The organism is Flavobacterium sp. GL_143, assembly GCF_057834355.1.
Window position 1 is genome coordinate 2,453,242 of sequence record NZ_CM174401.1, and the last position, 25,439, is coordinate 2,478,680.

25 protein-coding genes are annotated in these 25,439 nt (G+C 33.1%); 11 read left to right on the forward strand and 14 right to left on the reverse strand.

Annotation, left to right across the window (positions count from 1 at the left end):
* Positions 1 to 89: 89 nt before the first annotated feature.
* Together AC3IPI_RS10795 and AC3IPI_RS10800 are read left to right on the forward strand one after the other, a co-directional pair.
* Positions 90 to 437 carry an ISAon1 family transposase N-terminal region protein gene (locus tag AC3IPI_RS10795; protein ID WP_489158976.1) on the forward strand — a complete coding sequence of 116 codons (348 nt, stop codon included), beginning with the start codon at positions 90 to 92 and terminating at the stop codon, positions 435 to 437.
* A 22-nt stretch (positions 438 to 459) separates the two neighbouring features.
* A complete protein-coding gene (locus AC3IPI_RS10800) occupies positions 460 to 1,413 on the forward strand; it encodes an ISAon1 family transposase (RefSeq protein ID WP_489159224.1) in 954 nt (317 codons plus the stop codon).
* On the opposite strand, the gene AC3IPI_RS10805 is transcribed toward AC3IPI_RS10800, so the two are convergent.
* The 5 genes from AC3IPI_RS10805 to AC3IPI_RS10825 form a co-directional block, all read right to left on the reverse strand.
* Complete coding sequence (locus tag AC3IPI_RS10805; RefSeq protein WP_489159225.1) at positions 1,397 to 2,386, reverse strand: ISAon1 family transposase; 990 nt, start codon at positions 2,384 to 2,386, stop codon at positions 1,397 to 1,399. The two genes, AC3IPI_RS10800 and AC3IPI_RS10805, sit on opposite strands and share 17 nt — an antisense overlap.
* On the reverse strand, positions 2,367 to 2,702 hold the full coding sequence (locus AC3IPI_RS10810) for an ISAon1 family transposase N-terminal region protein (protein ID WP_489158978.1): 336 nt from the start codon (positions 2,700 to 2,702) through the stop codon (positions 2,367 to 2,369). Before AC3IPI_RS10810 ends, AC3IPI_RS10805 begins: the two co-directional genes overlap by 20 nt.
* Positions 2,703 to 3,188: 486 nt before the next feature.
* Positions 3,189 to 4,142, reverse strand: coding sequence for a transketolase family protein (locus tag AC3IPI_RS10815; protein ID WP_039120506.1), 954 nt, complete (start codon positions 4,140 to 4,142; stop codon positions 3,189 to 3,191).
* 73 nt (positions 4,143 to 4,215) lie between these two features.
* Positions 4,216 to 5,064, reverse strand: a complete 849-nt coding sequence (locus AC3IPI_RS10820; RefSeq protein ID WP_039120505.1) for a transketolase — start codon at positions 5,062 to 5,064, stop codon at positions 4,216 to 4,218.
* 203 nt (positions 5,065 to 5,267) lie between these two features.
* Positions 5,268 to 6,128, reverse strand: coding sequence for a polysaccharide deacetylase family protein (locus AC3IPI_RS10825; protein WP_489158981.1), 861 nt, complete (start codon positions 6,126 to 6,128; stop codon positions 5,268 to 5,270).
* A 228-nt stretch (positions 6,129 to 6,356) separates the two neighbouring features.
* On the opposite strand from AC3IPI_RS10825, the gene tgt reads away from it, so the two are divergent.
* The 5 genes from tgt to dnaB all read left to right on the forward strand — a co-directional run bounded on the left by tgt (position 6,357) and on the right by dnaB (position 12,272).
* Positions 6,357 to 7,487, forward strand: a complete 1,131-nt coding sequence (gene tgt, locus AC3IPI_RS10830) for a tRNA guanosine(34) transglycosylase Tgt (RefSeq protein ID WP_039116475.1) — start codon at positions 6,357 to 6,359, stop codon at positions 7,485 to 7,487.
* Between the two features lie 63 nt (positions 7,488 to 7,550).
* On the forward strand, positions 7,551 to 8,639 hold the full coding sequence (locus tag AC3IPI_RS10835) for an LptF/LptG family permease (protein WP_489158983.1): 1,089 nt from the start codon (positions 7,551 to 7,553) through the stop codon (positions 8,637 to 8,639).
* Complete coding sequence (locus AC3IPI_RS10840) at positions 8,626 to 9,513, forward strand: DMT family transporter (RefSeq protein ID WP_489158985.1); 888 nt, start codon at positions 8,626 to 8,628, stop codon at positions 9,511 to 9,513. The genes AC3IPI_RS10835 and AC3IPI_RS10840 overlap by 14 nt, the downstream gene beginning before the upstream one ends.
* 116 nt (positions 9,514 to 9,629) lie before the next feature.
* Entirely contained in the window at positions 9,630 to 10,583 is a 954-nt protein-coding gene (locus tag AC3IPI_RS10845; RefSeq protein ID WP_039116471.1) for an acetyl-CoA carboxylase carboxyltransferase subunit alpha, read from the forward strand.
* A 141-nt stretch (positions 10,584 to 10,724) separates the two neighbouring features.
* Positions 10,725 to 12,272, forward strand: coding sequence for a replicative DNA helicase (gene dnaB / locus AC3IPI_RS10850; protein WP_323491565.1), 1,548 nt, complete (start codon positions 10,725 to 10,727; stop codon positions 12,270 to 12,272).
* Between the two features lie 100 nt (positions 12,273 to 12,372).
* On the opposite strand, the gene AC3IPI_RS10855 is transcribed toward dnaB, so the two are convergent.
* The 5 genes from AC3IPI_RS10855 to AC3IPI_RS10875 all read right to left on the reverse strand — a co-directional run bounded on the left by AC3IPI_RS10855 (position 12,373) and on the right by AC3IPI_RS10875 (position 18,797).
* Complete coding sequence (locus AC3IPI_RS10855) at positions 12,373 to 12,888, reverse strand: hypothetical protein (RefSeq protein WP_039116468.1); 516 nt, start codon at positions 12,886 to 12,888, stop codon at positions 12,373 to 12,375.
* A 102-nt stretch (positions 12,889 to 12,990) separates the two neighbouring features.
* Complete coding sequence (locus AC3IPI_RS10860) at positions 12,991 to 16,059, reverse strand: T9SS type A sorting domain-containing protein (protein WP_489158988.1); 3,069 nt, start codon at positions 16,057 to 16,059, stop codon at positions 12,991 to 12,993.
* 33 nt (positions 16,060 to 16,092) lie between these two features.
* Positions 16,093 to 17,022: a methionyl-tRNA formyltransferase gene (locus AC3IPI_RS10865; protein ID WP_489158990.1), complete on the reverse strand. Its 930-nt coding sequence runs from the start codon at positions 17,020 to 17,022 to the stop codon at positions 16,093 to 16,095.
* 3 nt (positions 17,023 to 17,025) lie between these two features.
* The gene (locus tag AC3IPI_RS10870; protein ID WP_489158992.1) at positions 17,026 to 18,177 is read right to left on the reverse strand and encodes an ABC transporter substrate-binding protein; all 1,152 of its coding nucleotides are present in this window, start codon (positions 18,175 to 18,177) and stop codon (positions 17,026 to 17,028) included.
* Positions 18,178 to 18,239: 62 nt separating this feature from the next.
* On the reverse strand, positions 18,240 to 18,797 hold the full coding sequence (locus AC3IPI_RS10875) for a phage tail protein (protein ID WP_039120434.1): 558 nt from the start codon (positions 18,795 to 18,797) through the stop codon (positions 18,240 to 18,242).
* A gap of 331 nt (positions 18,798 to 19,128) precedes the next feature.
* On the opposite strand from AC3IPI_RS10875, the gene AC3IPI_RS10880 reads away from it, so the two are divergent.
* The 4 genes from AC3IPI_RS10880 (at position 19,129) to AC3IPI_RS10895 (ending at position 23,533) form a co-directional block, all read left to right on the forward strand.
* Positions 19,129 to 19,521, forward strand: coding sequence for a hypothetical protein (locus AC3IPI_RS10880; protein ID WP_052259580.1), 393 nt, complete (start codon positions 19,129 to 19,131; stop codon positions 19,519 to 19,521).
* A gap of 870 nt (positions 19,522 to 20,391) precedes the next feature.
* Positions 20,392 to 21,183 (forward strand): sensor histidine kinase, encoded by a 792-nt coding sequence (locus tag AC3IPI_RS10885; RefSeq protein ID WP_489158995.1) that lies wholly within the window; start codon positions 20,392 to 20,394, stop codon positions 21,181 to 21,183.
* A 126-nt stretch (positions 21,184 to 21,309) separates the two neighbouring features.
* Complete coding sequence (locus tag AC3IPI_RS10890; protein ID WP_039120432.1) at positions 21,310 to 21,975, forward strand: response regulator transcription factor; 666 nt, start codon at positions 21,310 to 21,312, stop codon at positions 21,973 to 21,975.
* A 298-nt stretch (positions 21,976 to 22,273) separates the two neighbouring features.
* Positions 22,274 to 23,533: a hypothetical protein gene (locus AC3IPI_RS10895; RefSeq protein ID WP_039116456.1), complete on the forward strand. Its 1,260-nt coding sequence runs from the start codon at positions 22,274 to 22,276 to the stop codon at positions 23,531 to 23,533.
* 2 nt (positions 23,534 to 23,535) lie between these two features.
* Here AC3IPI_RS10895 and AC3IPI_RS10900 read toward each other — a convergent pair whose 3' ends face one another.
* Genes AC3IPI_RS10900 through AC3IPI_RS10915 form a run of 4 tightly spaced genes read right to left on the reverse strand, consistent with a single transcriptional unit; the run spans position 23,536 to position 25,427 of the window.
* On the reverse strand, positions 23,536 to 24,339 hold the full coding sequence (locus AC3IPI_RS10900; RefSeq protein WP_489158997.1) for an endonuclease/exonuclease/phosphatase family protein: 804 nt from the start codon (positions 24,337 to 24,339) through the stop codon (positions 23,536 to 23,538).
* A gap of 44 nt (positions 24,340 to 24,383) precedes the next feature.
* Positions 24,384 to 24,593 (reverse strand): hypothetical protein, encoded by a 210-nt coding sequence (locus AC3IPI_RS10905; protein WP_086895578.1) that lies wholly within the window; start codon positions 24,591 to 24,593, stop codon positions 24,384 to 24,386.
* A gap of 26 nt (positions 24,594 to 24,619) precedes the next feature.
* Positions 24,620 to 25,048: a hypothetical protein gene (locus AC3IPI_RS10910; RefSeq protein ID WP_489159000.1), complete on the reverse strand. Its 429-nt coding sequence runs from the start codon at positions 25,046 to 25,048 to the stop codon at positions 24,620 to 24,622.
* Positions 25,035 to 25,427, reverse strand: a complete 393-nt coding sequence (locus AC3IPI_RS10915; protein WP_489159002.1) for a hypothetical protein — start codon at positions 25,425 to 25,427, stop codon at positions 25,035 to 25,037. Before AC3IPI_RS10915 ends, AC3IPI_RS10910 begins: the two co-directional genes overlap by 14 nt.
* Positions 25,428 to 25,439: the final 12 nt, after the last annotated feature.

A 25,439-nucleotide genomic window follows, 5' to 3' on the forward strand; every position in this document is an offset into this window, starting at 1 on the left:
CTAAAGAGGAAGAATTCTACGGATCAAGAACAAAACCTGGGGAGGAATGTCAAAATAAAATGAGAAATTTGCAATCTTAAGAATTTGAGATGACTCCTATAGACCTTTTAAAATTTATGCTGCCTGATTTTTTAGTAGAACACTTTGAAATAATTTCTAGCACTAACACAGAAGAAGTACTACACCTTTATTTTGAAGAGAGCGCTAAGCCTCCACAAGAGTTTGATATGTTTGAATTAGTATCAAAGGGTTTTCAAGATGAGATTACCATTCAGGATTTTCCATTAAGAGGCAAATTTGTGTATTTACATATCAAAAGACGCCGCTGGACCAATAAAACCAATGGTCAAATTATAAAAAGAGATTGGGCATTAGTAACTAAAGGAACTCGCATGACGCAGGAGTTTGCAGCTTTTTTAAAAGAAATTAATCGATAAAAGTGCTACCGATTGTCATACTATTGGAGGCTTCTTCGGAGTCAATGGAAAAAAACTTCAAAGACAATATAAAAAACATCTAAGCTCTTTTAGTACATGGACTCCGCGCGAACATGCACACCAGTGGATTGTTTACCCCGAAAATATGGGTACTCATTTATCCATTGATGAAGTAGCTTTATCTCAGGGTGAACTATATACAATTGTGACCAACAAGAAATTCAAAGGCAAAAAAGGCTGCTTAGTGGCTATTATTGCAGGAACCAAAGCTGATCAGGTCATAGAACACCTCTGTAAAATTGATTACAAAAAGAGATCTTGTGTAAAAGAAATAACACTTGATATGGCTAATTCCATGAAATTAATATCAAAGAGAGCCTTTCCAAAAGCCATACAAGTAACCGATAGGTTCCATGTTCAAAAATTGGCATTGGAAGCATTACAAGAAATCAGAATCAAACATCGATGGGAAGCTATGGATTTTGAAAATCAATTGATATTACAGGCAAAAAGAGAAAACAGAGCATATATTCCCGAGCTATTGCCTAATGGAGATTCTGTAAAACAGTTATTGGCCAGAAGCAGATATTTACTTTATAAATCTCGAGAAAAATGGACACAGAGCCAAAAAGAAAGAGCTCAAATGCTCTTTGATCTATATCCAGATATAAAAACAGCCTATAATCTAAATCAACAACTTCGAGGGATTTACAATAATCACAACGATAAACATATTGCTATGACCAAACTAGCACATTGGTATAGAAATGTAGAGGAATCAGGTTTTAAAAACTTCAATATTCTGCTCAATACCATAACTTTTAATTACCAGTCAATCTTAAACTATTTTGATAATAGAAGTACAAATGCTTCGGCTGAATCTTTTAATGCAAAAATTAAAGCATTTAGATCAAAATTCAGAGGTGTAAGAAATATAGATTTCTTCTTGTTCAGATTATCTAATCTTTTTGCTTAATCCCCAACTTTTGAACCTGATCCAATTCTACATTTCTAACACCTCTGAATTTTGATCTAAATGCTTTAATTTTTGCATTAAAAGATTCAGCCGAAGCATTAGTACTTCTATTATCAAAATAATTTAATATCGTTTGATAGTGATTTATAATTGTTCGGGATATTGTACCAAAAGATTTAAATCCAGATTGATTTACTTTTTCGTGCCATTTGGCTAGTTTGGCAAAGCCTATGATTTTATCTTTTGTATTGTCGAAGATTTCGCGAAGCTCTTGAGTTAGACTGTATCCTTTTTGAATATCAGGATACAATTCAAATAATAACGTAGCACGTTCTAATTGGTTTTTAGTCCATTTTGACTTGGTTTTGTATAAGAAGTATCGACTTCTGGCTAGTAACTGTTTAAGGGTGTCTCCGTTAGAGAGTGTTTTAGGTTCAAAATTCACATTTGACTTTTTGGCTTTTTCCGTTGCTTCATTTTCCAGATCTATAGCTTTCCATCGGTATTTGATTCTGATTTCCTGCAGTGCTTCTGTCGCTAACTTTTGAACATGAAAGCGATCTGTGACGCGGGTTGCATTAGTAAAACATTTCTTTGCAATTAATCCCATATTACCAGCCATATCCAAAGTAATTTCTTTGACTAGATTTCGTTCTTTAAGCGGGATTTTTTCAATAACCGAAATAACTGTTTCCGCTTTAGTTCCTGCCACTATTGCTACTATAGTTCCTTTTCTCCCTTTACCGGATTTGTTGGTTAAAATAGTATAGAGCTCACCATTAGAAAGAGAAGTTTCATCTATTGATAAGCGCTTCCCAATATTTTTTGGAAAAAGAAGCCATTTTTTTGCATGTGAGATTTGATCCCAAACTTTGAAATCACTTAAGAAATCTTTGTATTGACATTGCAAATTCCTGCCGGAAACTCCGTAAAAAGAAGCAATGGTAGTACAATCACTTGGACTGGAATCTATTGATCTCTTTTAAAAAAGACGCAAACTCCTGAGTTACACGAGTTCCGTCTGCTACTAAATTCCAATCCCTGAAAACTATTTTTCCAGTATCCTCATTAAGCCATCTTCTGCGAGTAATGTGAAGATATACCTGATGTCCACGAATGGGGAAATCCTGAACAGTTATCTGCTCGAAAAATCCTTTTGAACTTAATTTAAAGCTTCCGTATTCTTTAGGAATTGAATTGATTTCTTTGAGATATAGATGAAGTATCTCATCTCCCTTCTCATAAGAAGTAAGTTCAAAATAATCAACTATGATCTCTGGTAATAACAACTTAAGAAGTTCGAGAAAAGAATCTTGCATTGCGATATAATATTAAAATACAAAAATCTGCATTTTAATATTTCTCCACAACTTTTTGTATTGATCCGATACTAAAAGAGCATAAAGGATTACACAGAGGTTCGTAAAGTTTAATCAATAGCTTTGCGAACCTTTGTGTTTTTTTTTCTTTCCTCCCTCTGCGGTTAAAACAGGAAGTATTATTTATGCTAAAAAGAGCTTAGTGTCTAGCACCTTCGCAATAAACTATCTTAAGCTTTACAAGTAAAAATTCTTTGCGAGACTCTGTGTAAACTTTGAGAAGCTTTGCGGTATAATTTCAGCATGTTTATGGAGCGAAATCGTTTGTGAATAGTGTCTAACAGTTCCAAGCGATAAAAATGTGTTATAATGTATATAATGAAGTATTATTTTGTGTCCAGACATAAAAAAACCTGCTCGATTGAGCAGGTTTTTAATTTTATAGTATGAAAAGAATTATTTTCTTTTGATAACTCTTTCTACAGCTTCAACAATTGCTTGATTGTTTAGCTTATATTTTTCCATTAATTGTTCTGGAGTACCAGATTCTCCGAAACTATCATTAACAGCTACAAACTCTTGTGGAGCTGGATTGTTTAATGCTAATACTCTAGAAACACTTTCTCCAAGACCTCCAAGTATATTGTGCTCTTCGGCAGTAACAATACATTTTGTTTTTGCTAAAGATTTTAATATAGCTTCTTCGTCAAGTGGTTTGATTGTATGGATATTGATTACTTCGGCAGAGATTCCTTTTGCTTCTAATGCTTCAGCAGCAATAAGTGCCTCCCAAACTAAATGTCCTGTAGCAACAATAGTTACATCTGTACCTTCGTTTAATAAAATTGCTTTTCCAATTACGAATGGCTCATCTGCAGGTGTAAAGTTAGGTACAACGGGACGTCCGAAACGTAAATAAGCTGGTCCATGGTGATCTGCTAATGCTAGTGTAGCTGCTTTAGTTTGATTGTAATCGCAAGTATTGATTACGGTCATTCCCGGCAGCATTTTCATTAAACCAATATCTTCTAATATTTGGTGTGTTGCTCCATCTTCTCCAAGTGTTAAACCTGCGTGAGATGCACAAATTTTTACGTTTTTATCTGAGTAAGCTACAGATTGACGAATTTGGTCATAAACTCTTCCTGTAGAAAAGTTAGCAAAAGTTCCTGTAAAAGGAATTTTACCTCCAATTGTTAAACCTGCTGCGATTCCAATCATGTTTGCTTCAGCAATTCCGATTTGGAAAAAACGCTCTGGGTGATTTTTTTTGAAATCATCAAATTTTAATGAACCAATTAAATCAGCGCATAATGCAACAACATTTTCGTTTTTCTGACCTAATTCAGTCATTCCCGCTCCGAAACCTGAACGAGTATCTTTACTTCCTGTATTTGTATATTTTTTCATTTTTTTGTTGCTATAAGTAGTATACTTTGTAAATAATAGGCATAAAGCTTATTATGAAAAGTATAATGCTTTTTTAATAATCTGCTAAAGTTGAAATGTTTTGAGCTAATGCATTAGCTAATTGGTCGTTGTTTGGTGCTTTACCATGCCAAGCATGTGTATGCATCATAAAATCTACACCGTTACCCATTTCAGTATGTAGTAAAATACAAACTGGTTTTCCTTTTCCAGTTCTTGATTTTGCATCTGCCATACCTGCTAATATAGCATCGATATTGTTTCCTTCTTTGATATCTATAACATCCCAATCAAAAGCTTCAAATTTAGCACGAATGCTTCCCATTGCTAAAACTTCGTCTGTAGTTCCGTCAATTTGTTTTCCGTTAAGATCGATAGTTGCAATTAGGTTGTCTACTTTTTTAGCAGAAGCATACATGATAGCTTCCCAGTTTTGTCCTTCTTGTAATTCTCCATCTCCATGTAATGTGTATACAATATGGTTGTCTTTGTTTAGTTTTTTAGCTTGTGCAGCTCCAATTCCTACAGATAATCCTTGTCCTAATGAACCTGAAGCAATACGAACTCCTGGCAATCCTTCATGAGTTGTAGGGTGTCCTTGTAAACGAGAGTTAAGCAATCTAAAAGTTGCTAATTCTGAAACTGGAAAATAACCGCTTCTTGCTAGAACGCTATAAAATACTGGAGAAATATGACCATTTGAAAGGAAGAAAAGATCTTCTCCGATTCCGTCCATATCAAAACCTTCTTTGCGGTCCATAATATTTTGGTATAAAGACACCAAAAATTCAGTACAACCTAGTGAGCCACCTGGGTGACCTGAGTTGACAGCATGTACCATTCGAAGAATATCTCTTCTTACTTGGATAGTTAAATCGCTTAATTGTTGTGTGTTAGGCTTCATTTTATGTGTAAAAGTTAAACTGTTGCAAAAGTAATTTTTATTTTGCCGTAAGACAAATGATTTTAAAGGAAATGTAGCATTTAGATTATTGGATAATTTGACGATTAGATAATTTAATTTAAGGCTCTGAAATCTATAATTATCTAAAATTGTAGCTACTAAGAAGTGTTAATCTTTTGTCTCTTTATTTTTAATTGGCATATTTATCTAATTTTCTGAATTTCTCTCCAGGTGATTAATCGTATGTTGTTCTCTTTTAATTTTTGTTTGCATTCGTTACTTGTGAAATAGTCAAAGTCTATTTGTCTCCACTCAGAACCAAAGTTAGGATGGTTTTTTGTAATGCCTTGCATTTCATTATCATCGAATGATGGGTGAAGCAAGAAAACGTTGAAACCTGGGTTTATATTATCTAAAGCTTTCTCGTAAGATTTTTTAAGTTCACCTTTTTCGAAGTCTGTAAAATTTCCAATTAGGAGATTGTCGGCTACAAGAGTGTTCTCGTAGTTATACTTTTCGTTGGATAAGCTTATCGATTCTACAAATTGTTTATTGATGAAAACGGGTAGGTTATATTCTTTTCCTAGAGCTTTGTATATTTCTAAGAATTCAGGGCATACACCAATACTGCACATATGGGAATCGAGATGGGTGGGTTTTAATCCGAAATGTAATGCTTTCTCAATTTGAGTTCGAAGTTCTTTTTTTACTTCTTCTGGTTTTGCATTATTTATAAAGTCTACTCTGGTTTTATGGAAATAGCCATTTTTATCTACTAATGATGGTACTTCATTAATGGGTAATATTGGACCAAATTTATAGTTCTCCCACTCGCAGGTAAGTGTTAAATGAATTCCGTTATCAAATTGTGGATTGTCTTTTGCGAAGTTTGCCATCTCATAAAACCATGGACAAGGTACCATAATACTATAAGAATTAATCATTCCGTTTTGTAGTGCTTGTATTGTTGCTCTGTTTTCTGAATGGGATAATCCTGCATCATCGGCGTGGATGATTAATAGTTTGCTGTCTTCGGGGTATCCTAGTTTTTGTGATAAATTCATTAGGTCAATGTTATATTCGATATTTTATATCCAAATTTAGTGGATTTTTTTTGCATGAGGGATAATAGCGGCATCCTTTTGTGTAATGAAATGGAACAAAAGATATAGCGAATAGCCCGACCCGAAGGGACATGCCCAAATTAATTCATAAAACATCTTTAATTTTTTGATTTATCTAATTATCTAATTTTCAAATTAGCCTATCTTTGCCGACTGAAAAACGTGTATATGAAGTTTGATTTATTACAAAAAGATCTGCAATCGAAAGCGAGAGCGGGAAGTATTACTACTGATCATGGAGTTATTGAAACTCCAATTTTTATGCCTGTTGGTACTGTTGCATCGGTTAAAGGTGTGCACCAAAGGGAGTTGAAAAACGATATAAACCCTGATATTATTCTTGGAAATACATACCATTTGTATTTGCGTCCGCAAACAGAAATTCTTGAGAAAGCAGGTGGTTTGCATAAGTTTATGAACTGGGATAGAAATATATTGACAGATTCTGGTGGATACCAAGTGTATTCATTGTCTGCAAACAGAAAAATTAAAGAGGAAGGTGTAAAGTTTAAATCGCATATTGATGGATCTTATCATTTCTTTACTCCTGAGAATGTAATGGAAATTCAGCGTACTATTGGGGCTGATATTATTATGGCTTTTGATGAGTGTACGCCGTATCCTTGTGATTACCGTTATGCACAACGTTCGATGCATATGACTCACCGTTGGTTGGATCGTTGTATTAATCATCTGGATAAAGTGCCTTTTAAATATGGATATGAGCAAACGTTTTTTCCTATTGTTCAAGGTAGTACTTATAAGGATTTACGTCGTCAGTCGGCTGAATATATTGCTAATGCAGGTCAACAAGGTAATGCTATAGGTGGATTATCGGTTGGTGAACCAGCTGAAGAAATGTATGCTATGACTGAAATTGTTTGCGAAATTTTGCCAGAAGATAAACCTCGTTATTTAATGGGTGTTGGTACACCAATTAATATCTTGGAAAATATTGCTTTGGGTGTTGATATGTTTGATTGTGTAATGCCTACTCGTAATGCAAGAAACGGAATGTTGTTTACTGCAAATGGGTCAATCAATATTAAAAATAAAAAATGGGAAGCTGATTTCTCTCCAATTGATGAGATGGGAATTACATTTGTAGATACTGAATATACTAAAGCGTATTTAAGACATTTATTTGCTGCTAATGAGTATTTAGGAAAACAAATCGCTACGATTCATAATCTTGGCTTTTATATGTGGTTGGTTCGTGAGGCTAGAAAACATATCTTAGCAGGAGATTTTATGCCATGGAAAGAAATGATGGTTAAGAATATGAGCCAAAGACTGTAAATGTATTTACTGTTTAATCGTTTATTCGGTTAAATATTAGCAAAAAAACGATTATACTTATCTATGCTGACAATAATAGACAAATACATCTTAAAGAGATATTTAGCCACTTTTACAGTGATGTTGTTGCTATTTATACCGATTGGGATTGTAATTGATGTTTCGGAGAAGATTAACAAGATGTTAGAGAACAAGATTCCGTTTTTGGATATTGTTATTTACTACTATAATTTTACTATTTATTTTGCCAACTCTTTATTTCCGATATTTTTATTTTTATCGGTGATTTGGTTTACATCTAAATTGGCGAATAATACTGAGGTTATTGCTATATTAAGTTCGGGAATATCTTTTTCACGTTTTTTACGACCTTATATTATAGGTGCTTCGATTGTTTCGGTTTTTGTATTGTTGATGGGGTTTTATATTGTTCCTGCAGCAAGTGAAGGCTTTAATAATTTTAGGTACACATATCTTAAAGGTGGTGGAAAGGAAGCTATGCATGGGAATAATACAAATGTATATAGACAAATAAATGACAATGAGTTTATTTATGTAAATAGCTTTAATGATGTTTCTAAAACTGCTTTTAATTTTACTTTAGAAAAGTTTAAAGGAGAAGAACTTGTTTCTAAAATTACTGCAAGTCGTATCCAGTGGAATCCAAAAGATAGTACTTATACTATGTATGATTACACTAAAAGGACTTTGGGAGAATTAGACGATAAAATTGAGAAAGCTGCTGAGAAGAAAGCTGTATTTACTTTTGATTTAGAAGATTTGACTCCTGTGGTTTATATTGCCGAAACCTTGAGTATTGGTAAGTTATACGATTTTATAGAAAAAGAAAAAAAACGAGGCTCTGGTGATATCAATGTATATCTTGTTGTTTTGTATAAAAAAATAAGTGTTCCTATCTCGGCATTTATTTTAACGATTATTGCTGTTGCTGTTTCCTCGATGAAAAGACGTGGGGGAATGGGTACCAATTTGGCAATAGGAATTGCACTTGCTTTTGCTTTTGTATTTTTTGACAAAATATTTGGTACACTAGCCGAAAAATCAACTTTCTCACCTTTATTTGCCGTTTGGTTCCCTAATATTGCTTTTGGAATTTTGGCAGTTTTCTTATTACGCAATGCAAAACGATAAACTAAAAAGTTACCTAAGTCTTCATTTAATTGTTTTTATTTGGGGATTTACTGCTATTCTGGGCGCATTAATTACTATAAATGCAGAAGCTTTGGTTTGGTACAGAATGCTTTTGGCAGGGATTTTTTTAGGGGGCTTTATTATTTTTAAGAAAGAATCATTTCATGTTCCTGTAAAAGCTTTTTTTAAGTTAATTTTTGTGGGATTGCTAATTGCCTTGCACTGGATATTTTTTTTCAGAGCAATTCATGTTTCTAATGTTTCGATAACACTTTCTATATTCTCTTTAGGTGCTTTTTTTGCGTCTTTATTGGAACCAATTTTTTTTGGAAGAAAAGTGCTATGGTATGAAGTTTTTTTCGGGCTTATTATCATTGCTGGTTTGGCTCTGATAATGCAGGTTGAAATTCAGTACTTAAACGGAATGTATTATGCCTTAGCTTCTATAATTCTAGGAGTTTTATTTACTTTAATGAATGGTAAATTAATTGCTGATCATGAGCCTTCGGTTATTACTTTTTATGAATTTGGAGCAGGTGTTTTTTTTATTACTATTTACTTTTTATTTCAAGGTAAGTTTACTGCCGATTTCTTTGTGCTTTCTGTAAACAACTGGTTGTTATTGATGCTTTTGGCTTCGGTATGTACTGCTTATGCATTTACTGCTTCGGTAAAAGTAATGAGAAAACTTACTCCTTATACTGTTATGCTTACGACTAATTTAGAGCCTGTTTATGGAATTATTTTAGCGTATTTTATATTAGGAGGAAAAGAGAAAATGAGTACCGAATTTTATATTGGTGCTATTATAATTGTAATTACAGTTATATTAAATGGTGTTTTTAAACACTATAAAAAAGATGATAAAGTATAATGTTTTAACTCTTTTTGACTTTATTTTTTTATACTTTAATACTAAATAAACACGCCAAACAATATAATATTTTTATATTTGCGGTTCGATTTAAAAACAAAAATTCAAAAGATCCTATGGAATATTTAGATTTTGAACTTCCTATCAAAGAATTAGAAGAGCAGTTAGAAAAGTGTGTTATCATTGGAAAAGAATCAGATGTTGATGTAACGCCAACGTGCAAGCAAATTAATAAGAAATTAGAAGAAACTAAAAGGAGTATATATAAAAATCTAACAGCTTGGCAACGTGTACAATTGTCAAGACACCCAAACAGACCTTATACCTTAGATTATATTAAGGCTATGTGCGGAGATACTTTCTTAGAACTTCATGGAGACAGAGGTTTTAAAGATGACAAAGCAATGGTTGGTGGTTTAGGAAAAATTGATGGGCAGTCGTACATGATTGTTGGTCAACAAAAAGGATACAATACTAAGACACGTCAATACCGAAATTTTGGTATGGCAAATCCAGAAGGATATCGTAAAGCATTACGATTGATGAAAATGGCGGAGAAGTTTGGTATTCCTGTTTTAACTTTAGTAGATACTCCAGGTGCATATCCAGGGCTTGAAGCTGAAGAAAGAGGACAAGGTGAAGCTATTGCAAGAAACATCTTTGAAATGGTACGTTTAAAAGTGCCAATTATCACGATTATTGTTGGTGAAGGTGCTTCAGGTGGAGCTTTAGGAATAGGTGTAGGAGATAAAGTATATATGCTTGAGAATACTTGGTATTCTGTGATTTCTCCTGAATCTTGTTCTTCTATTTTATGGAAAAGCTGGGAGTATAAAGAGAAAGCAGCTGAAGCATTAAAATTGACTTCTTCTGACATGAAAAAGCAAAAATTAGTTGATGATGTTATTCCAGAACCATTAGGTGGAGCTCATTATGACAGAGAAACTACTTTTACAACAGTTATACAATATATCACTAAAGGATATAATGAATTGAAAGACTTATCAACAGCCGATTTAGTTGCCCAGAGAATGGACAAATACAGTAAAATGGGCGAATACAAAGAATAAATTCTTACAAATTTATAAAAAATCCGAAGCCTTATCGTTTCGGATTTTTTTTTGGTTTTAAACAATATACATTAACTTATAAACAATTATTCGTAACAACTAGATAGTTATATCTCTTCTAAATTTTGTTACATTCGCTATATGGAAAACTTCAAAAATATAAACCCAATTAAGGTCGATAAAACCGCAATTATTAATTTAGAAAAAGGGAAACTTCCCCCGCAAGTACTGGACTTAGAAGAGGCTGTACTAGGTGCGATGATGATTGATAAAAAAGGTGTAGATGATGTGATTGATATTTTGCAGCCTGATGCTTTTTATAAGGATGCACATAAGTATATTTTTGAAGCGATTGTTCAGCTTTTTACTGAAACTCAACCAATCGATTTACTGACAGTTTCGGCACAACTAAAAAAGAATGGAAAATTAGATATATCAGGTGGTGATTTTTATTTAATTCAGCTTACGCAAAAAGTAGCTTCTTCTGCGCACATCGAATTTCACTCTCGTATCATTCTTCAAAAATTCATTCAAAGAAGTTTGATTCGAATTTCTTCGGAAATTATCGAAGCGTCTTATGATGAAACAACAGACGTGTTTAATTTGCTTGATCAGGCAGAATCTAAACTATACGAAGTAACGCAAGGAAATATTAAACGAAGTTCTGAAACTGCTCAGAGTTTAGTACTTCAGGCAAAAAAGCGTATTGAAGAAATTGCTAAGCAAGAAGGTTTAAGTGGTGTTGAAACTGGTTTTACTAATTTGGACAAACTGACTTCTGGATGGCAACCGAGTGATTTAATTATTATTGCGGCTAGGCCAGCGATGGGAAAAACGGCGTTCGTACTTTCGATGGCTAGAAATATTTCTATTCAGTTTGGGCATCCTGTAGCTTTGTTTTCACTGGAGATGGCATCAGTACAGTTAATTACGAGGTTAATTTCATCGGAAACTGGATTGTCATCTGAGAAATTACGTACTGGTAAGTTAGAACCTCATGAATGGGAAATGTTGAGTACAAAAGTGAAGAACTTAGAAAAAGCTCCTTTGTTTATTGATGATACACCATCACTTTCTATTTTTGATTTAAGAGCAAAATGTCGTCGTTTAGTTTCACAGCATGGTATTAAAATTATTATTGTTGATTATTTGCAATTGATGACTGCTGGAGGAAATAGTAAAGGTGGAGGAAATCGTGAGCAGGAAATTTCTACAATTTCCCGAAACTTAAAGGCTTTGGCAAAAGAGCTAAACGTTCCGGTAATTGCACTGTCGCAGTTATCGCGTGCTGTTGAAACGCGTGGATCAAGTAAGCGTCCGTTACTATCGGATCTTCGTGAATCTGGAGCGATTGAGCAGGATGCCGATATCGTTTCGTTTTTATATAGACCAGAATATTACAAAATTGAAGAATGGGATGATGATGAGGCTTCACCAACCGCAGGTCAGGCAGAAATAATGATTGCTAAACACCGTAATGGTGGTATCGAAAACGTTCGATTGAAATTTATAGGACACCTTGGAAAATTTGATAACCTGGATGATTTTTCAGGTAGTTACGATGATTTACCATCTAAAATGAATCATGACGATAATCCGTTTGTTACTAAAAATCTTCCTTCTGCAAACGAAGCTTTTGGAAGTAACTTTAATGATGACGATGATGATGATAGTGATGTTCCATTTTAATGTTTAAATTACTATTTGCGATATTGCTAAAGTAGTATTGATAACTAAAAAAGGGGAAATTGTTTTTACAATTTCCCCTTTTTTTTAATTTATTTTAAACCTATGCTTTTACTAAATAAAAATTAAAGTTAGAAAACAATAAATTAGATTCTTCATAATTAACTGGACAATATTCTGGTTTAAAGTCAGGATTATATTGCCATTGATCACTATGGATATTGCAGCCTTTTGGAGTTAAATATAGATTTCCTTCATAAGGTTTGTATCCATCTACTTTAATTTCGATAACTAATTTTTCGGATATTTTTTCTGAATTTGCAAATCCCGAAAAAATTGAATAGGATCCATTTAGTGCATTAACAGAATGTTTTTTTGAAAAAAATCTATTTCTTTTAGTTTTTACATACATATCAGCATTTATGGGAAAATGTGTTTTAGAATCTAAAATTTTACCTTTTATCATAATTTTTTTACTACTGATAAGTATTGGTGTTAAATCTAGATTATTAATATTGATGTTGCTTTTCTCAGGTATTGCGAATAGATTTTTTGTAGAGAAAAAGAAAAGACCTGAAGTTAATAAGCTTGTTTTTTTTACAAAGGATCTTCTTTCCATAAGTTGTATATTTTGGAGGCGGTTATCGTATAAAATTTATAAGGATGTTTATTAAACTAAAAAAAAAATGGGAGATGTTTTTTTAATATCTCCCATTTATGTTTATTTTTTTAGAATTAATTTATGGGTAATTACTTTATTTCCGTTTACTTCGCAAATAAAATAAATTCCATCCGTCAGACTTTCGATGTTAATTGAGTTAGTAGTATCAGCAGAAACTTTAACCTTTTTAATTGTTTGTCCCCATTGATTAACAATGTTTAAATCGCTATCATGATCTGTATTGATGTTTACTACACCTTTGCTCGGATTTGGATACATGATAAATTGAGCTTTTTTCTCAAATTCAGGGGTTGCCAAAGTACTTACAACGACACATTGCGAAGAAACAGTACATCCATTTAATGTTATAGCAACTTTATAAGACCCATTTGCTGTTGGAGTAAACGATTGACCTACTTCTCCAACTATTGGTGAATTATCTGAACACTGATACCATTGATAAGTTGCACCAGATTGGCTAGCACTTAAGACATTATTTCCGCCAAAAGTTACCGCTAAATTATGTGCGACAGGCTCAGTAATATCAAAGTCTTCGGTAGTTGTACATCCGTTAGCATCCGTTACAGTCACAGTATATGCTCCAGCAGTAAGTCCAGAAGCAGTAGCTGCAGTTCCACCAGAAGGTGACCAAGAATAAGTATATGAACCAGCTCCACCAGTTGCAGTTACTGTTGCCGAAGCGTTAGCTCCACCATTACAGCTTACATTAACTTGAGTGCCAGATGTTACAATTAGACTAGGTTCTATAATATCGAAGTCTTCGGTAGTTGTACATCCGTTAGCATCCGTTACAGTCACAGTATATGCTCCAGCAGTAAGTCCAGATGCAGTTGCTGCAGTTCCACCAGAAGGCGACCAAGAATAAGTATACGATCCAGCTCCACCAGTTGCAGTTACAGTTGCCGAAGCGTTAGATCCACCATTACAACTTACATTAACCTGAGTGCCAGATGTTACAATTAGACTAGGTTCTATAATATTGAAAGCTTGTGGTTTAGTACATCCGTTAGCATCCGTTACAGTCACAGTATATGCTCCAGCAGTAAGTCCAGATGCAGTTGCTGCAGTTCCACCAGAAGGTGACCAAGAATAAGTATATGAACCAGCTCCACCAGTTGCAGTTACAGTTGCAGAAGCGTTAGATCCACCATTACAGCTTACATTAACCTGGGTACCAGATGTTACAATTAGACTTGGCTGTATGATATTGAAGGCTTGAGGTTTGGTACATCCGTTAGCATCCGTTACAGTCACAGTATATGCTCCAGCAGTTAGCCCAGATGCAGTTGCTGCTGTTCCACCTGAAGGTGACCAAGAGTAAGTATATGAACCAGCTCCACCAGTTGCAGTTACAGTTGCAGATCCATTAGATCCACCATTACAGCTTACATTAATCTGAGTACCAGATGTTACAATTAGACTAGGTTGTATGATATTGAAGGCTTGTGGTTTACTACATCCGTTAGCATCTGTTACAGTCACTGTATATGCTCCTGCAGTAAGACCAGAGGCTGTTGCTGCAGTTCCACCAGAAGGCGACCAAGAGTAAGTATATGAACCAGCTCCACCAGTTGCAATTACAGTTGCCGAACCGTTAGAACCACCATTACAGCTTACATTAACCTGAGTACCAGATGTTACAATTAGACTAGGTTGTATGATATTGAAGGCTTGTGGTTTACTACATCCGTTAGCATCTGTTACAGTCACAGTATATGCTCCTGCAGTAAGACCAGAGGCTGTTGCTGCAGTTCCACCAGATGGCGACCAAGAATAAGTAAGAGTACCAGATCCACCTGTTGCGGTTGCAGTTGCAGATCCATTAGAACCACCGTTACAGCTTACATTAGTTTGTGTAGGTACTATGTTTATTGGTGTACCTGTTTCGATAATAGTAAAAGTTTTAGTTGCTTGGCATAGTATACCATCTGTTACAGTTACTGTATAGGTTCCTGCACTTAAGCCTGTAGCTATACTTCCAGAACCACCAGATGGGAACCATGAATATGTATAAGTACCAATACCTCCACTTGGAATAACGGATGCACTACCTGTAGCGGTACCTACACAAACGATATTATCTTGCGCGCCCGCAAGGGTTATGTTAGAAACTGATAATGTGCCGTAATTAGTATTTGCAAAACAAGTAGCGACTCCATTAATTGCAACAGCTCTATATCTATAAGTACTCATTGCTGTGGTTACACCAGTTATAGTTAATGTGTTAGTTGTAACTCCAGAATATGGAGCGGCATTTGCCAGGTCTGTATAAGTTCCTGCGCCTGTTTGGTCAACTTGCCATTTGTAAGTTGTAGCTCCAGTTGCACCAGCAGAAAATGTAGTATTGCTTCCTGGACACAGACTTCTATTAGGTGGATTGGCTGTAATAACGGGTGCTGTACACGCAGGTGTTTCGAAAAGACGGAAATTATCTACTGCAAATTCTTGCGAATCTGAACCATTTGCAGAACAATTTAATCTAATTTCCAATAGTGTTCCAGTACCAGGAATGTTAGCAGTAAATTCACTAAAAGCATATCCTAAAGCAGCTCCATCTCCTATTAAATCTCCATTTGTATCAAGAGATAAAGCATTGGTAGTTGTTATAGCACCAGCATAGAATGCAATGATTTTTGTCCAAGAACCTCCATCAATTCGATATTCAATAGCAATAAAATCTTGAAGTGGAGCAAAGTTTGAACCATTCCAGCCAGCATTTAAATTATTTGCTGCAAAAGTACCCTTAAAGGACAAACCACTTTTTCCCGCAATACTAATTGCTGACCAAGTAACTTGCTGATTAGGGCTTAATGTACCATTGACCCCTGCTGACCCTTTGTCAATGTCTTCAGCAGCCCATATTTTTGCGCCTTGAAAAGCTGTATAAGTCCCGCTTTGAAGGGCTATTCCAGTTGGGATCGTTCTAAAAAAATAGGCAGTTGGAGGTGGCCCTCCAAAAGTAAATTCTGGAACTGAAGGTACTCTGAGACCGGAACTTGGTGCTCCAGTATCTTCAAATGTATCGGACCAAAATTGCGTTTGAGCATTACCTCTTGTGTAAAAGAGGCATAGCAACATCGCAAAAATAATAGTAAAGTTCTTTTTCATAATCTGATAGTTTTAAATTGATAGTTAAGTATATTAGTTAGATATGGGGTTTGCCATTAATGGCTTTAATAAGGCGTATTTCTTAGCCGTCATTATACCTTCGTCTGTACTAAGTATTTCGATTGCAATTTGTTTGTTGTCCTCACAAGCTACATTTACCGTATTGTTTATAGAAATAATTGTTCCTGGTTTGTCTTCATGAGGTTCATCTAATAGTGTTGCTACTATTATCTTAACCTGTTCGTTCATTAAAGTTGCATCGGCACCAGAATTCCAAGGATTACAGGCGTTTATTAGTGCAATGATTTCATCGGCACTCATACGTTTCCAATTAATGTAAGTATCCGTTAGTTCCGGTTTTTCATAATAATACGCTAATGATTCATCTTGAGATTGATTAGGAATGTTACTAGCATATTGTAGCATATTTGCCATGTTTAAAGCAACTTGTGACATACGATCACTTAACTTTACTGTTAATTTTCCGTAAGTGTCATTTTCTTGTATTCTTATAGGGTCATTGAAAATAATATTCCCCTGATCAAATTTTTTATTCATAAAATGCGCGCAAATAGCAGTCTCTTTCTCTTGATTTTTGAGCACTTCGAAAATTGGCATTACGCCACGATATTGTGGTAATGGTCCTGGATGGAAATTGATGAATTTATTATTTCCATAAGACAGAACAGATTCAGGAAGGAGAAATGGAAAAGAGATACTAAATATATAATCGGGTTTAATAGTATCAATCCAGCCTCTCATTTCTTCCATACTTTTTTTAGAAGGGAATGATTTGAATCCTAAGTTATTGTCTTCAGCTTCTCTTTCTAAAGCATCTATTATTGTATCATTACTTTTCCCGATACCAATTGCACACATGAATTTTTCATATGCTAATAATTGCAATGTTTTAAAGGCGAACTTTCCGCCACATAGGATCATTATTTTTTTCTGTTCTTCCATAAATTAGATGCATACGTAACTATTAAACCAAGCTGATGTCGTTTGATCTAAGTCTTGGTTAGTTAGTTTTTTATACTGTTCGTTTACTTCTGTTGCCTCGCCTTCTAATTGTAATTCACATTTGCCTTCATTATCAGAAATGACGGCTACTTTATATAATGGGGAAATTGATGTATTCGTTTTTGGATCAAAATAAATCTCACCTCTTGGGCTTATGAATGAAAGCGATTGGAGATCTTGGGCAATATTTGATACATTATTTTTATGCTCATCAGAAAGTTCTAATGCTCTTAACGCAATAGTTGCGCTTTCCCAGCTTAGTAAAGAAAAAAGATTAGGTATTTTACCTAATTCGGTTATTGTTTCAATAAAAATTTGATTCTCTGTTGATTTGATTTTTTTAGACCAAGCAGCAATCCCTTTTATATTTTTACCTGGATAAATTGAATTACCTAACATTGTTTCTTCTAAGCCAAATGGAGGTAGATAAATCGGTAAATTTTTTCCTTCGAATGTGTTTTTAATTTGTTCAAAATACCATTCAACATAATCACCACTAAAAATGCTTAATAGAGCACTCTCAGGAAAATTTGTTAAGTGTTCTTTTAAAGGTTCCATCGTAAAATCATCTGTTTTATAACCAGTAGCATGATTAAAAGCTATCGTCCCTCCATTATCTTGAAATGTTTTAGATATACTATATGTATGTAGGTAGCCAGCATCATAATAACCTGTTACCATGCCAGCATTCTTATATCCATCTTTTGTTGCTTCTTTAGCGGCGAGTGAAGCACCTAAAGAGTTATGAAGAGAATGATAAAAAATATTTGGACAGGTTGGCCATTCATGAGGCATATTTGCACCTGCATCTAAAACAATCAGTATTTTATTTGCCGCCAGAAAAAGTGGTCGAAGTAATTGAGCAGTACGATGTCCTATGTAGGCAATTACGATAGATGCATTTTCTTCGAGCAGAAGTTTTTCGGCGCTGCGATAACATTGTTGCTTATCGGTACCAAAACCTATGTTTTCTGTGACTATTTTGATATCGCTTCTCCCTAGTTGTTTTAACCCCGAACGGAGACCTTCATATAAATCAAAACCAATTGTTTGATAATATGTAGAGCGCGACAATAGAATTCCGATTACTTGCATATATTTTATGTAATAAAAAGGAGAGCTTTATATATGAAGCTCTCCTTTGATTTTATTTATAATTAATTTCTACTTGGAAATATCCCTTCAGTAGCAATAGAATAATTTATTGTTAAGTATGGATTTGTTATGTCAATTGGTATACTTGAACCAGCTATATCAGTATTACCAGAAATTGCAGTTCCACCACTAAAAACGTTATTTGTTGCTCCATTTCCTGAATAGCTAGGTGATTGAGAAACAGCAGGGAAATTACCATTTGGAGATGTTTCGTCTGCATTTGCAGTCGATGCCTTAATTTTTACCGATACACTATTCAGAGAGTGAACGTGTGCAGGCATATTTGAAGTCAATATTGAAACAGCTGTTACTCCTCCAGCTTGTCCCATCACAAAGCCAGCTCCTAAAGAACTCTGCCCTTGTCCTATTGGCATACGACCTTGTAAATTAGGAAGCTGAAATGTTGTTTGCCCATTTCCTCCATAATAAGTGCCTATAAGAGAGAACAATGCGGTGTTTTGTGCGATGCTTAAAGTTTGACCTTGGCAGGTCATGTATCCTCTAGGAGCAAAATTGAATGCTAGGATTTTAATTTCTCCAATAAATGGTTCTGTAGACATAGTTTTTAGGTTTAAATAGTTTACAATCAAAATTAAATCATAAAGGAATTCTGGATAAGCGTATTTATACCTGTTTTTACATTTTAAATTTGAATAGGTTTTTACTTAATAAATAGGGGTTATGTGAGGTTTTTGGGTTGTTATTTTTTAATTATAATTATTGTTTTAGGATTATTATTGTTAAAAATTTACTAAATAAAAAATAAAGCTTTTTATTTTTTTACTAGTCTTTTACTGATTTTATTTTTTTGTTAAGAAAATAAAAAACAGTAGTTTAGCACAACTATTAATAAACCTGAGTTAAATTTTAAATTAATTATAAACCTGAATTATGAAAGAAAACTACAGATTAAGAGAAAAAGACACGGAAATTCCATTGGCGACTGCTGAAAAATGGACAAAAAAATGGAGCGATCCAAAAACTGAAATCGACCTTAAAAATAAAGTTCGTGCCTTTTTAATTCCAAAAATAAATTTAGAATTAGTTTTAAAGCAAGAAATAGATGCAGTAAGAGCTTACATGGGAATCAACGATGATGGAGAGCAAACTTTACTGATTGTAGGAACCAGATATGACGAAAAAACGGGTATTTATGTAGATATGCTACCTGAAAGCAACCATAAAGAGGGAGATACTGAAAATCATGTAAATGCTATAGCACCAGCAATATACGATTTTAGCCAGCCTTGTCCTCCAGGAGGAGATCCATCTAGTCCTCTTTAATCTTAATATGATTTATGTATTCATTTCTTGTTAACTTTGGATATCTTCTTTTGCTGATTAATTTTATTGTATTCGCAATAGGTCTTTCTAAGCAACAAAAAACGTATGTGATATTTACATCTTATCTTTTCTTTATTGTATGCGTTCAGATTAGTACGTTAGTTTTAAGTAAATTAGGTATGAATAATCTGTTTTTATCACATTTTTATTTTATCGGACAATTTCTAATGCTGGCTCTTTTTTATTATAATCTAATAAAAGACAGTTTTCAAAAAAGAATAATCAGAATTACTTGTGTTTTGACACTATTAAGTTTGGCTATACAATATAGCGTAAGACCCGATTTGTTTTTTAAATTCAATTTATATGAAATATTTATCACTTCTTTTTTATTAATAATTTATGCAACATTTCATTTATATAATATGTTGAATGATAAAAGAGTATTTTATTATATCAACGTAGGGATTTTGTTTTATTTGTTAGGGAGTACTATTTTATTTTTAGTGGGCAATTTATCAATAACGCTAAGTTCAAAATATTATAAATTACCTTCGCGTATAAATTATATATTGTACATTATCTTTCAATTATTTATTTTAATTGAATGGAAGAAGAGTTTTTCTAAAAAAAATAATCTTGTAAACTAACTTTGTAAATTATACAAGATTTTACATTTAGATAAGTGTGATTCTTATTATAAGGGATAGCCATTATAAATAAATGATCTTCGTCAGGACTTAAGTTTTGATGAAGATTTTTTATTTTACAACATATTTAATTACTCTTTAAAATTATCCAGATAAAATAAGATATATTTGAATTGTTAAATTTGTATATATTTAATAAGCAAAAACCCCAAAAATACCTATGAATTCTAATCCGATTTCTGAAAGTGAAATTGTTGCTACAATTATATTTAGTTGTTTGGCTTTTGTACTAATGGGAGTTGTTCTTGTTATGTTTTTTTATTTTTCGAGAAAAAAAATAATAAAAGAGAAATTAGAAAAAAAGGATTTAGAAATTCAGTACCAAAAAGAGCAAGTACAGGCAGTAATTATTATTCAAGAAGAAGAGCGCAAGCGAATAGCACAAGACTTACATGATGATATTAGTTCGAAACTGAATGTTGTTTCATTAAATAGCCACTTATTAAATACACCAAATTTAACAGAAAACGAGATAGCCGAAATTACAGGAAATATTATTAATCTAACTGCTAAAGCTTTAGATAGTTCCAGAAAAATTGCCCATGGATTATTTCCACCCGTATTAGAAAAATTTGGATTGCATGCTGGTATAGAAGAATTATGTCTGGAGTTTGAAAGTAGCAAGACCATATCAATAGATTATCAAAATGATATTGAGTTTGATGAAAATGATAAAGATAGGCACTTGCATATTTTTAGAATTTTGCAAGAACTCATGAATAATTCATTACGACACGGTAAGGCTACCAAGATTTCGATTGCTTTTGAAGAAGAAAACGGAATCAAAAAAGGAATATATTCTGATAATGGAATTGGATTTGATTCTAAAAATTCAGAAAATCAAAAAGGACTTGGGATGAAGAATATCGAAAGTAGAGTTTCTTTTCTAAATGGAAATTTGAATGTAGAATCAGCTATTAATAGAGGAATTTCAGTAGTTTTTACTTTTTAAACCAGATTAATGGCTATTTAAGTTTACATTTTTTGTATTTTCGTAAGATAAATTACTTGTTTTGCAATTGTCTGTTTTTAATTCATTAAAGTAGTAAGCTAATTATTGATATTCCTGATAAACAAAATGAAAACTACAGTAAAAATAATATTAGTTGATGACGAAATTTTATTTCGCAAAGGAATAGTATTTTTATTGGAGAGAGAAGAAAATTTAGAAGTCATTTTTGAGGCTTCAGATGGAACCGAACTAATTTCATTTTTAGAAAGATCAAGTGACCAACCCGACATTGTCATTATAGACTTAAAAATGCCTATTTTAAATGGAGTTGAGTCTACTAAAATTATTCATAGAAAATTTCCGGAAATTAAAGTCATTGCTTTAACGAGTTATGATACTAAATCTTTTGTTGCAAATATGATACAAGTTGGAGCAGTATCTTATTTAATAAAGAATGCTACTCCAAAGGATTTAATTTTTACAATTAATGAAGTGAGTAAAATAGGGTACTATTATAATGATAAAGTACTTAAAATTATACATGAAATAGGAAAAGCAGCTAAAAGTACCAGATGTAATTTAGATACAAATTTTCTTTCTTCTCGCGAAATAGAAGTGCTACGATTAATCTGTTTGCAAAAAAGTACAGCCGAAATTGCAGAAGAACTTTTTATTAGTCCCAGAACGGTAGAAGGGCATCGAAATAATTTATTACTTAAAACAGAGTCTAGAAATACAGCTGGATTAGTAGTTTATGCTATTCAAAATGACATTGCAGTACTTACAAATTAACTTTTTTAATTACTTCCGCTACTAGCTAAGAACTGGATAGATAAAACATAATATAAAATAATGGTTAGTATCAATAAACAAGCTCCTATTTTTCGAATTAAATTTGTAAACCTAGGTTTGTTATTTGCTTCATTAAGTTTCATTGTGTGGGTTTTCATGGTCAATTGTTAATAATTTAATAAAAACAAATTTAGCTAGAGTTATCCTTACATTTATGCGTGTTTATACGTGTTTTTATAGAAAACCAATAATTGTTTAGTCTTGTATTAGAATAGACTAAAATAAAAATAGATTTAAAATGAAATATTATATTGCTTATGTTCTCTTCTTTTTATTATCATTTAATGGAAGAGCTTCGTTTATTTTACTTCCGATGGACGAAACAACACAGCAAAACCATCTAAAAGCGTATGGAATAACGTATTGGTGTTTAAACAAAAATTATAAAGCGAGCTGGCTGCTTAATTATCGTGGAGGTTCCTTCTTGCTACCCGATACAGAAGAAATTCGTAAAGAATGTAAAATTAGAGGAGTTAGTTTTGAAGTACTTTCAGATAGCGAAGAGAATTCTATTTTAAATGAAATTTCAAGTCCTTCTCAGAATATGGAAACAGTAATTCTTGAGAAAGCTCCAAAAATAGCAGTTTATACACCCAAAGGAAAACAGCCTTGGGATGATGCAGTTACCTTAGTATTAACATATGCTGAAATTCCTTTTACCCCAATATATGATGAAGAGGTTCTAAGCGATCAATTATTATTGTACGATTGGTTGCATTTGCATCATGAGGATTTTACAGGACAATATGGAAAGTTTTATTCAGCCTATAAAAATGCACCTTGGTATATAGAACAAAAGAAAGATGCCGAAGCATTAGCAACTAAATTAGGATATGATAAAGTATCTAAAGAAAAAGGAGCAGTCGCAAAAAAAATTAGAGATTTTGTAATAGGAGGAGGGTTTATGTTTGCAATGTGTTCGGCAACAGATAGTTTTGATATAGCTCTAGCTGCAGATGGAGTAGATATTTGTGAAGCAATGTTTGATGGAGATGCGAGCGAACCAAATTATCAATCTAAGTTAAATTATGCTAATTCATTTGCTTTTAGAGACTTTACTTTAGAACGTAAACCAGAGATATATGAATTCTCGGATATTGATATGACACCAAAAAGAAGAGTGCCTATGGAGAAGGATTATTTTACTTTAATGGAGTTTTCTGCAAAATGGGATCCAATACCAAGTATGTTATGTCAAAATCATACACAATTAGTAAAAGGATTTATGGGACAAACAACTTCATTTGATGCAGAATTTGTAAAATCAAGTGCTTTAGTTATGGGGACATGTGAGATTAATGGTGAAGTACGATATTTACATGGCGAAAAAGGAAAAGGTATGTTTACTTTTTTTGGGGGACATGACCCAGAAGATTTCCAACATAAAGTAGGTGATCCACCAACTGTTTTAGATTTACATCCAAACTCCCCAGGGTACCGTTTAATTCTTAACAACGTATTATTTCCAGCTGCCAAAAAGAAAAAGTTAAAAACATAATTTTAATTTAAAGAAAATTCCATCCATATTGGGATATGATCGGATATTTTTCGAGCTTCTTTCATGGAATTAAAATCTTTGTAAAAATGAATTATTCCTTTGCTTTTTACTATAATCTTTGATGTTTGATAGAATATATTATCAAACTCAGAAGCTAAACATTGGGTATTAAAACATTTTTGTTTCAAGGATGTTTTTTGGTTTTCTAAAATTGGTTGATAATCCATTTTTTTCAAAGGATTAAAAACAGTATGTGATTGTGGACAATTAAAATCACCCACAAAAATCAAGTTTAGATTTGGATATTGTTGAGGTAAAAACTTGAAATATTTAATTTCCGTTTCAGGTTGTTTGCTTTTTGTAATAGCGTGAAAGCTAACTAGAGTAAAACTTTTGCCATCTTTTTCAAAAGTAGCATAATAAGGTTCACGGTCAATTTGTCGCTCGTATTGCTTTTCAAGCCAAGGTTTTCCTTTTAATTTTACTTTACTTGTTTTCCAAATAAAAGCATACCGTTCTGTTTTGTATGCACTACTGCTTGTTGGATCACTAATAGAGTAATCCCATTTAGCACCTTTTCGATTAAGTTCATCGGCTAATCTCGCCACAGCTTGAGAACCTCCATAACCAGCAACAACTTCTTGAATTGCAATGATATCGTGATTCTTGATTGTATTGGCGATAAAACTAATTTCTTGGTCAGATTTTGATTTACCAAAGTTTTGGATGTTCCAGGAAAGTATTTTGGTTTGAGAAAAAAGTAATGTTGTGAATAGAATAAATAGGGCAGTAAATGGGATTTTCATTCGTAAGGATTAATTTTCAAATATAAAGATTATCCTAGAGTTATCTAGTCTTCCCAACCGCAAAGTGTTAAACCATATCCTTGTGCTTGCTTTAAAGTAAGCTTTGTGATTTCTTGTTTACAAGAACTTAAACCACGACAAGATTCTTTGTAGTGATATTTTTTAGCACCACTCGCACCACATACATATACACTGGTTTGTACCAGACTAAAAGAGGTAAGAGTAATAAATAAGATTAATGTAATGACCTTCATATTTTTTTGTTTAGTATTATCTCAAATTAATCTGCAACCAGATTGTATTCATTTCCGTTTTTGTCAGTAGCTTTTAATCTTCCATAGCCAATCCATTCTGCTTTTATATCAATTTCTTCGTCATTATTATTTATGATTATCCCAGCCCCATATTTATTTTCAATATTTATAATTCCAGTGACTAAATTACCATCTTGGTCATAACCATTTACGTCATAAGTATATTCATAATTACCAGATATACCAGTACGATATTCGTACTGGTAATTCATATCTTTATGGTACGTTTTGGCCTCTTCGGGAGTGATGGATTTTACATCATCAGGAGTAATTACTTCTTTGTAAAACGCTTGAGGTTCGTTTTTTTCTACCCTAGGTTGCCCATTAGAATGTCCATTTTTACATCCCAAAAACGCTAAAGAAAGACTGCAAATTATAATTTTAAATAGCTGCATTGTCTTGTTTGGATGGATTTTTAAATGCTTCATTTACTTTTTCTGATAAATAGACATTCCCGAAAATACCCAGCCCAATTATTTTTGACTTACCTTCAAATGTAGCGCTAGTAGTAGAAAAAAGGATATAATTATTAGAGGTAATCATTGTATTTACCATATTGTTAATCATAGCCTCACCAAATAAGTTACCAAATAGTTTCCCTGCTTTAGACCATTGATCATCCGTTTCATTAATATTACCAGCTAATGATTTTTGCAAATACTCATGTATTTTTAATTTAACTTCTTCTTTATGATGATTTGTGTCAGGATTTGTAATAATAGCAACTAATAAAAGGATTGAGATTCCTATTAATATAAAATGTTTCGTCTTCATAATTTTTTCAGA

Excerpts from the sequence above, each read along its gene's own strand:
- AC3IPI_RS10885 (WP_489158995.1), top strand. The coding sequence starts at position 20,392 with ATGAATTCTAATCCGATTTCTGAAAGTGAAATTGTTGCTACAATTATA.
- AC3IPI_RS10815 (WP_039120506.1), bottom strand. The coding sequence starts at position 4,142 with ATGAAAAAATATACAAATACAGGAAGTAAAGATACTCGTTCAGGTTTC.
- dnaB (WP_323491565.1), top strand. The coding sequence starts at position 10,725 with ATGGAAAACTTCAAAAATATAAACCCAATTAAGGTCGATAAAACCGCA.
- AC3IPI_RS10855 (WP_039116468.1), bottom strand. The coding sequence starts at position 12,888 with ATGGAAAGAAGATCCTTTGTAAAAAAAACAAGCTTATTAACTTCAGGT.
- AC3IPI_RS10905 (WP_086895578.1), bottom strand. The coding sequence starts at position 24,593 with ATGAAGGTCATTACATTAATCTTATTTATTACTCTTACCTCTTTTAGT.
- AC3IPI_RS10795 (WP_489158976.1), top strand. The coding sequence starts at position 90 with ATGACTCCTATAGACCTTTTAAAATTTATGCTGCCTGATTTTTTAGTA.
- AC3IPI_RS10915 (WP_489159002.1), bottom strand. The coding sequence starts at position 25,427 with ATGAAGACGAAACATTTTATATTAATAGGAATCTCAATCCTTTTATTA.
- AC3IPI_RS10910 (WP_489159000.1), bottom strand. The coding sequence starts at position 25,048 with ATGCAGCTATTTAAAATTATAATTTGCAGTCTTTCTTTAGCGTTTTTG.
- AC3IPI_RS10895 (WP_039116456.1), top strand. The coding sequence starts at position 22,274 with ATGAAATATTATATTGCTTATGTTCTCTTCTTTTTATTATCATTTAAT.
- AC3IPI_RS10825 (WP_489158981.1), bottom strand. The coding sequence starts at position 6,128 with ATGAATTTATCACAAAAACTAGGATACCCCGAAGACAGCAAACTATTA.
- AC3IPI_RS10845 (WP_039116471.1), top strand. The coding sequence starts at position 9,630 with ATGGAATATTTAGATTTTGAACTTCCTATCAAAGAATTAGAAGAGCAG.
- AC3IPI_RS10835 (WP_489158983.1), top strand. The coding sequence starts at position 7,551 with ATGCTGACAATAATAGACAAATACATCTTAAAGAGATATTTAGCCACT.
- AC3IPI_RS10840 (WP_489158985.1), top strand. The coding sequence starts at position 8,626 with ATGCAAAACGATAAACTAAAAAGTTACCTAAGTCTTCATTTAATTGTT.
- AC3IPI_RS10870 (WP_489158992.1), bottom strand. The coding sequence starts at position 18,177 with ATGCAAGTAATCGGAATTCTATTGTCGCGCTCTACATATTATCAAACA.
- AC3IPI_RS10865 (WP_489158990.1), bottom strand. The coding sequence starts at position 17,022 with ATGGAAGAACAGAAAAAAATAATGATCCTATGTGGCGGAAAGTTCGCC.
- AC3IPI_RS10820 (WP_039120505.1), bottom strand. The coding sequence starts at position 5,064 with ATGAAGCCTAACACACAACAATTAAGCGATTTAACTATCCAAGTAAGA.
- AC3IPI_RS10875 (WP_039120434.1), bottom strand. The coding sequence starts at position 18,797 with ATGTCTACAGAACCATTTATTGGAGAAATTAAAATCCTAGCATTCAAT.
- AC3IPI_RS10890 (WP_039120432.1), top strand. The coding sequence starts at position 21,310 with ATGAAAACTACAGTAAAAATAATATTAGTTGATGACGAAATTTTATTT.
- AC3IPI_RS10860 (WP_489158988.1), bottom strand. The coding sequence starts at position 16,059 with ATGAAAAAGAACTTTACTATTATTTTTGCGATGTTGCTATGCCTCTTT.
- AC3IPI_RS10880 (WP_052259580.1), top strand. The coding sequence starts at position 19,129 with ATGAAAGAAAACTACAGATTAAGAGAAAAAGACACGGAAATTCCATTG.
- tgt (WP_039116475.1), top strand. The coding sequence starts at position 6,357 with ATGAAGTTTGATTTATTACAAAAAGATCTGCAATCGAAAGCGAGAGCG.
- AC3IPI_RS10900 (WP_489158997.1), bottom strand. The coding sequence starts at position 24,339 with ATGAAAATCCCATTTACTGCCCTATTTATTCTATTCACAACATTACTT.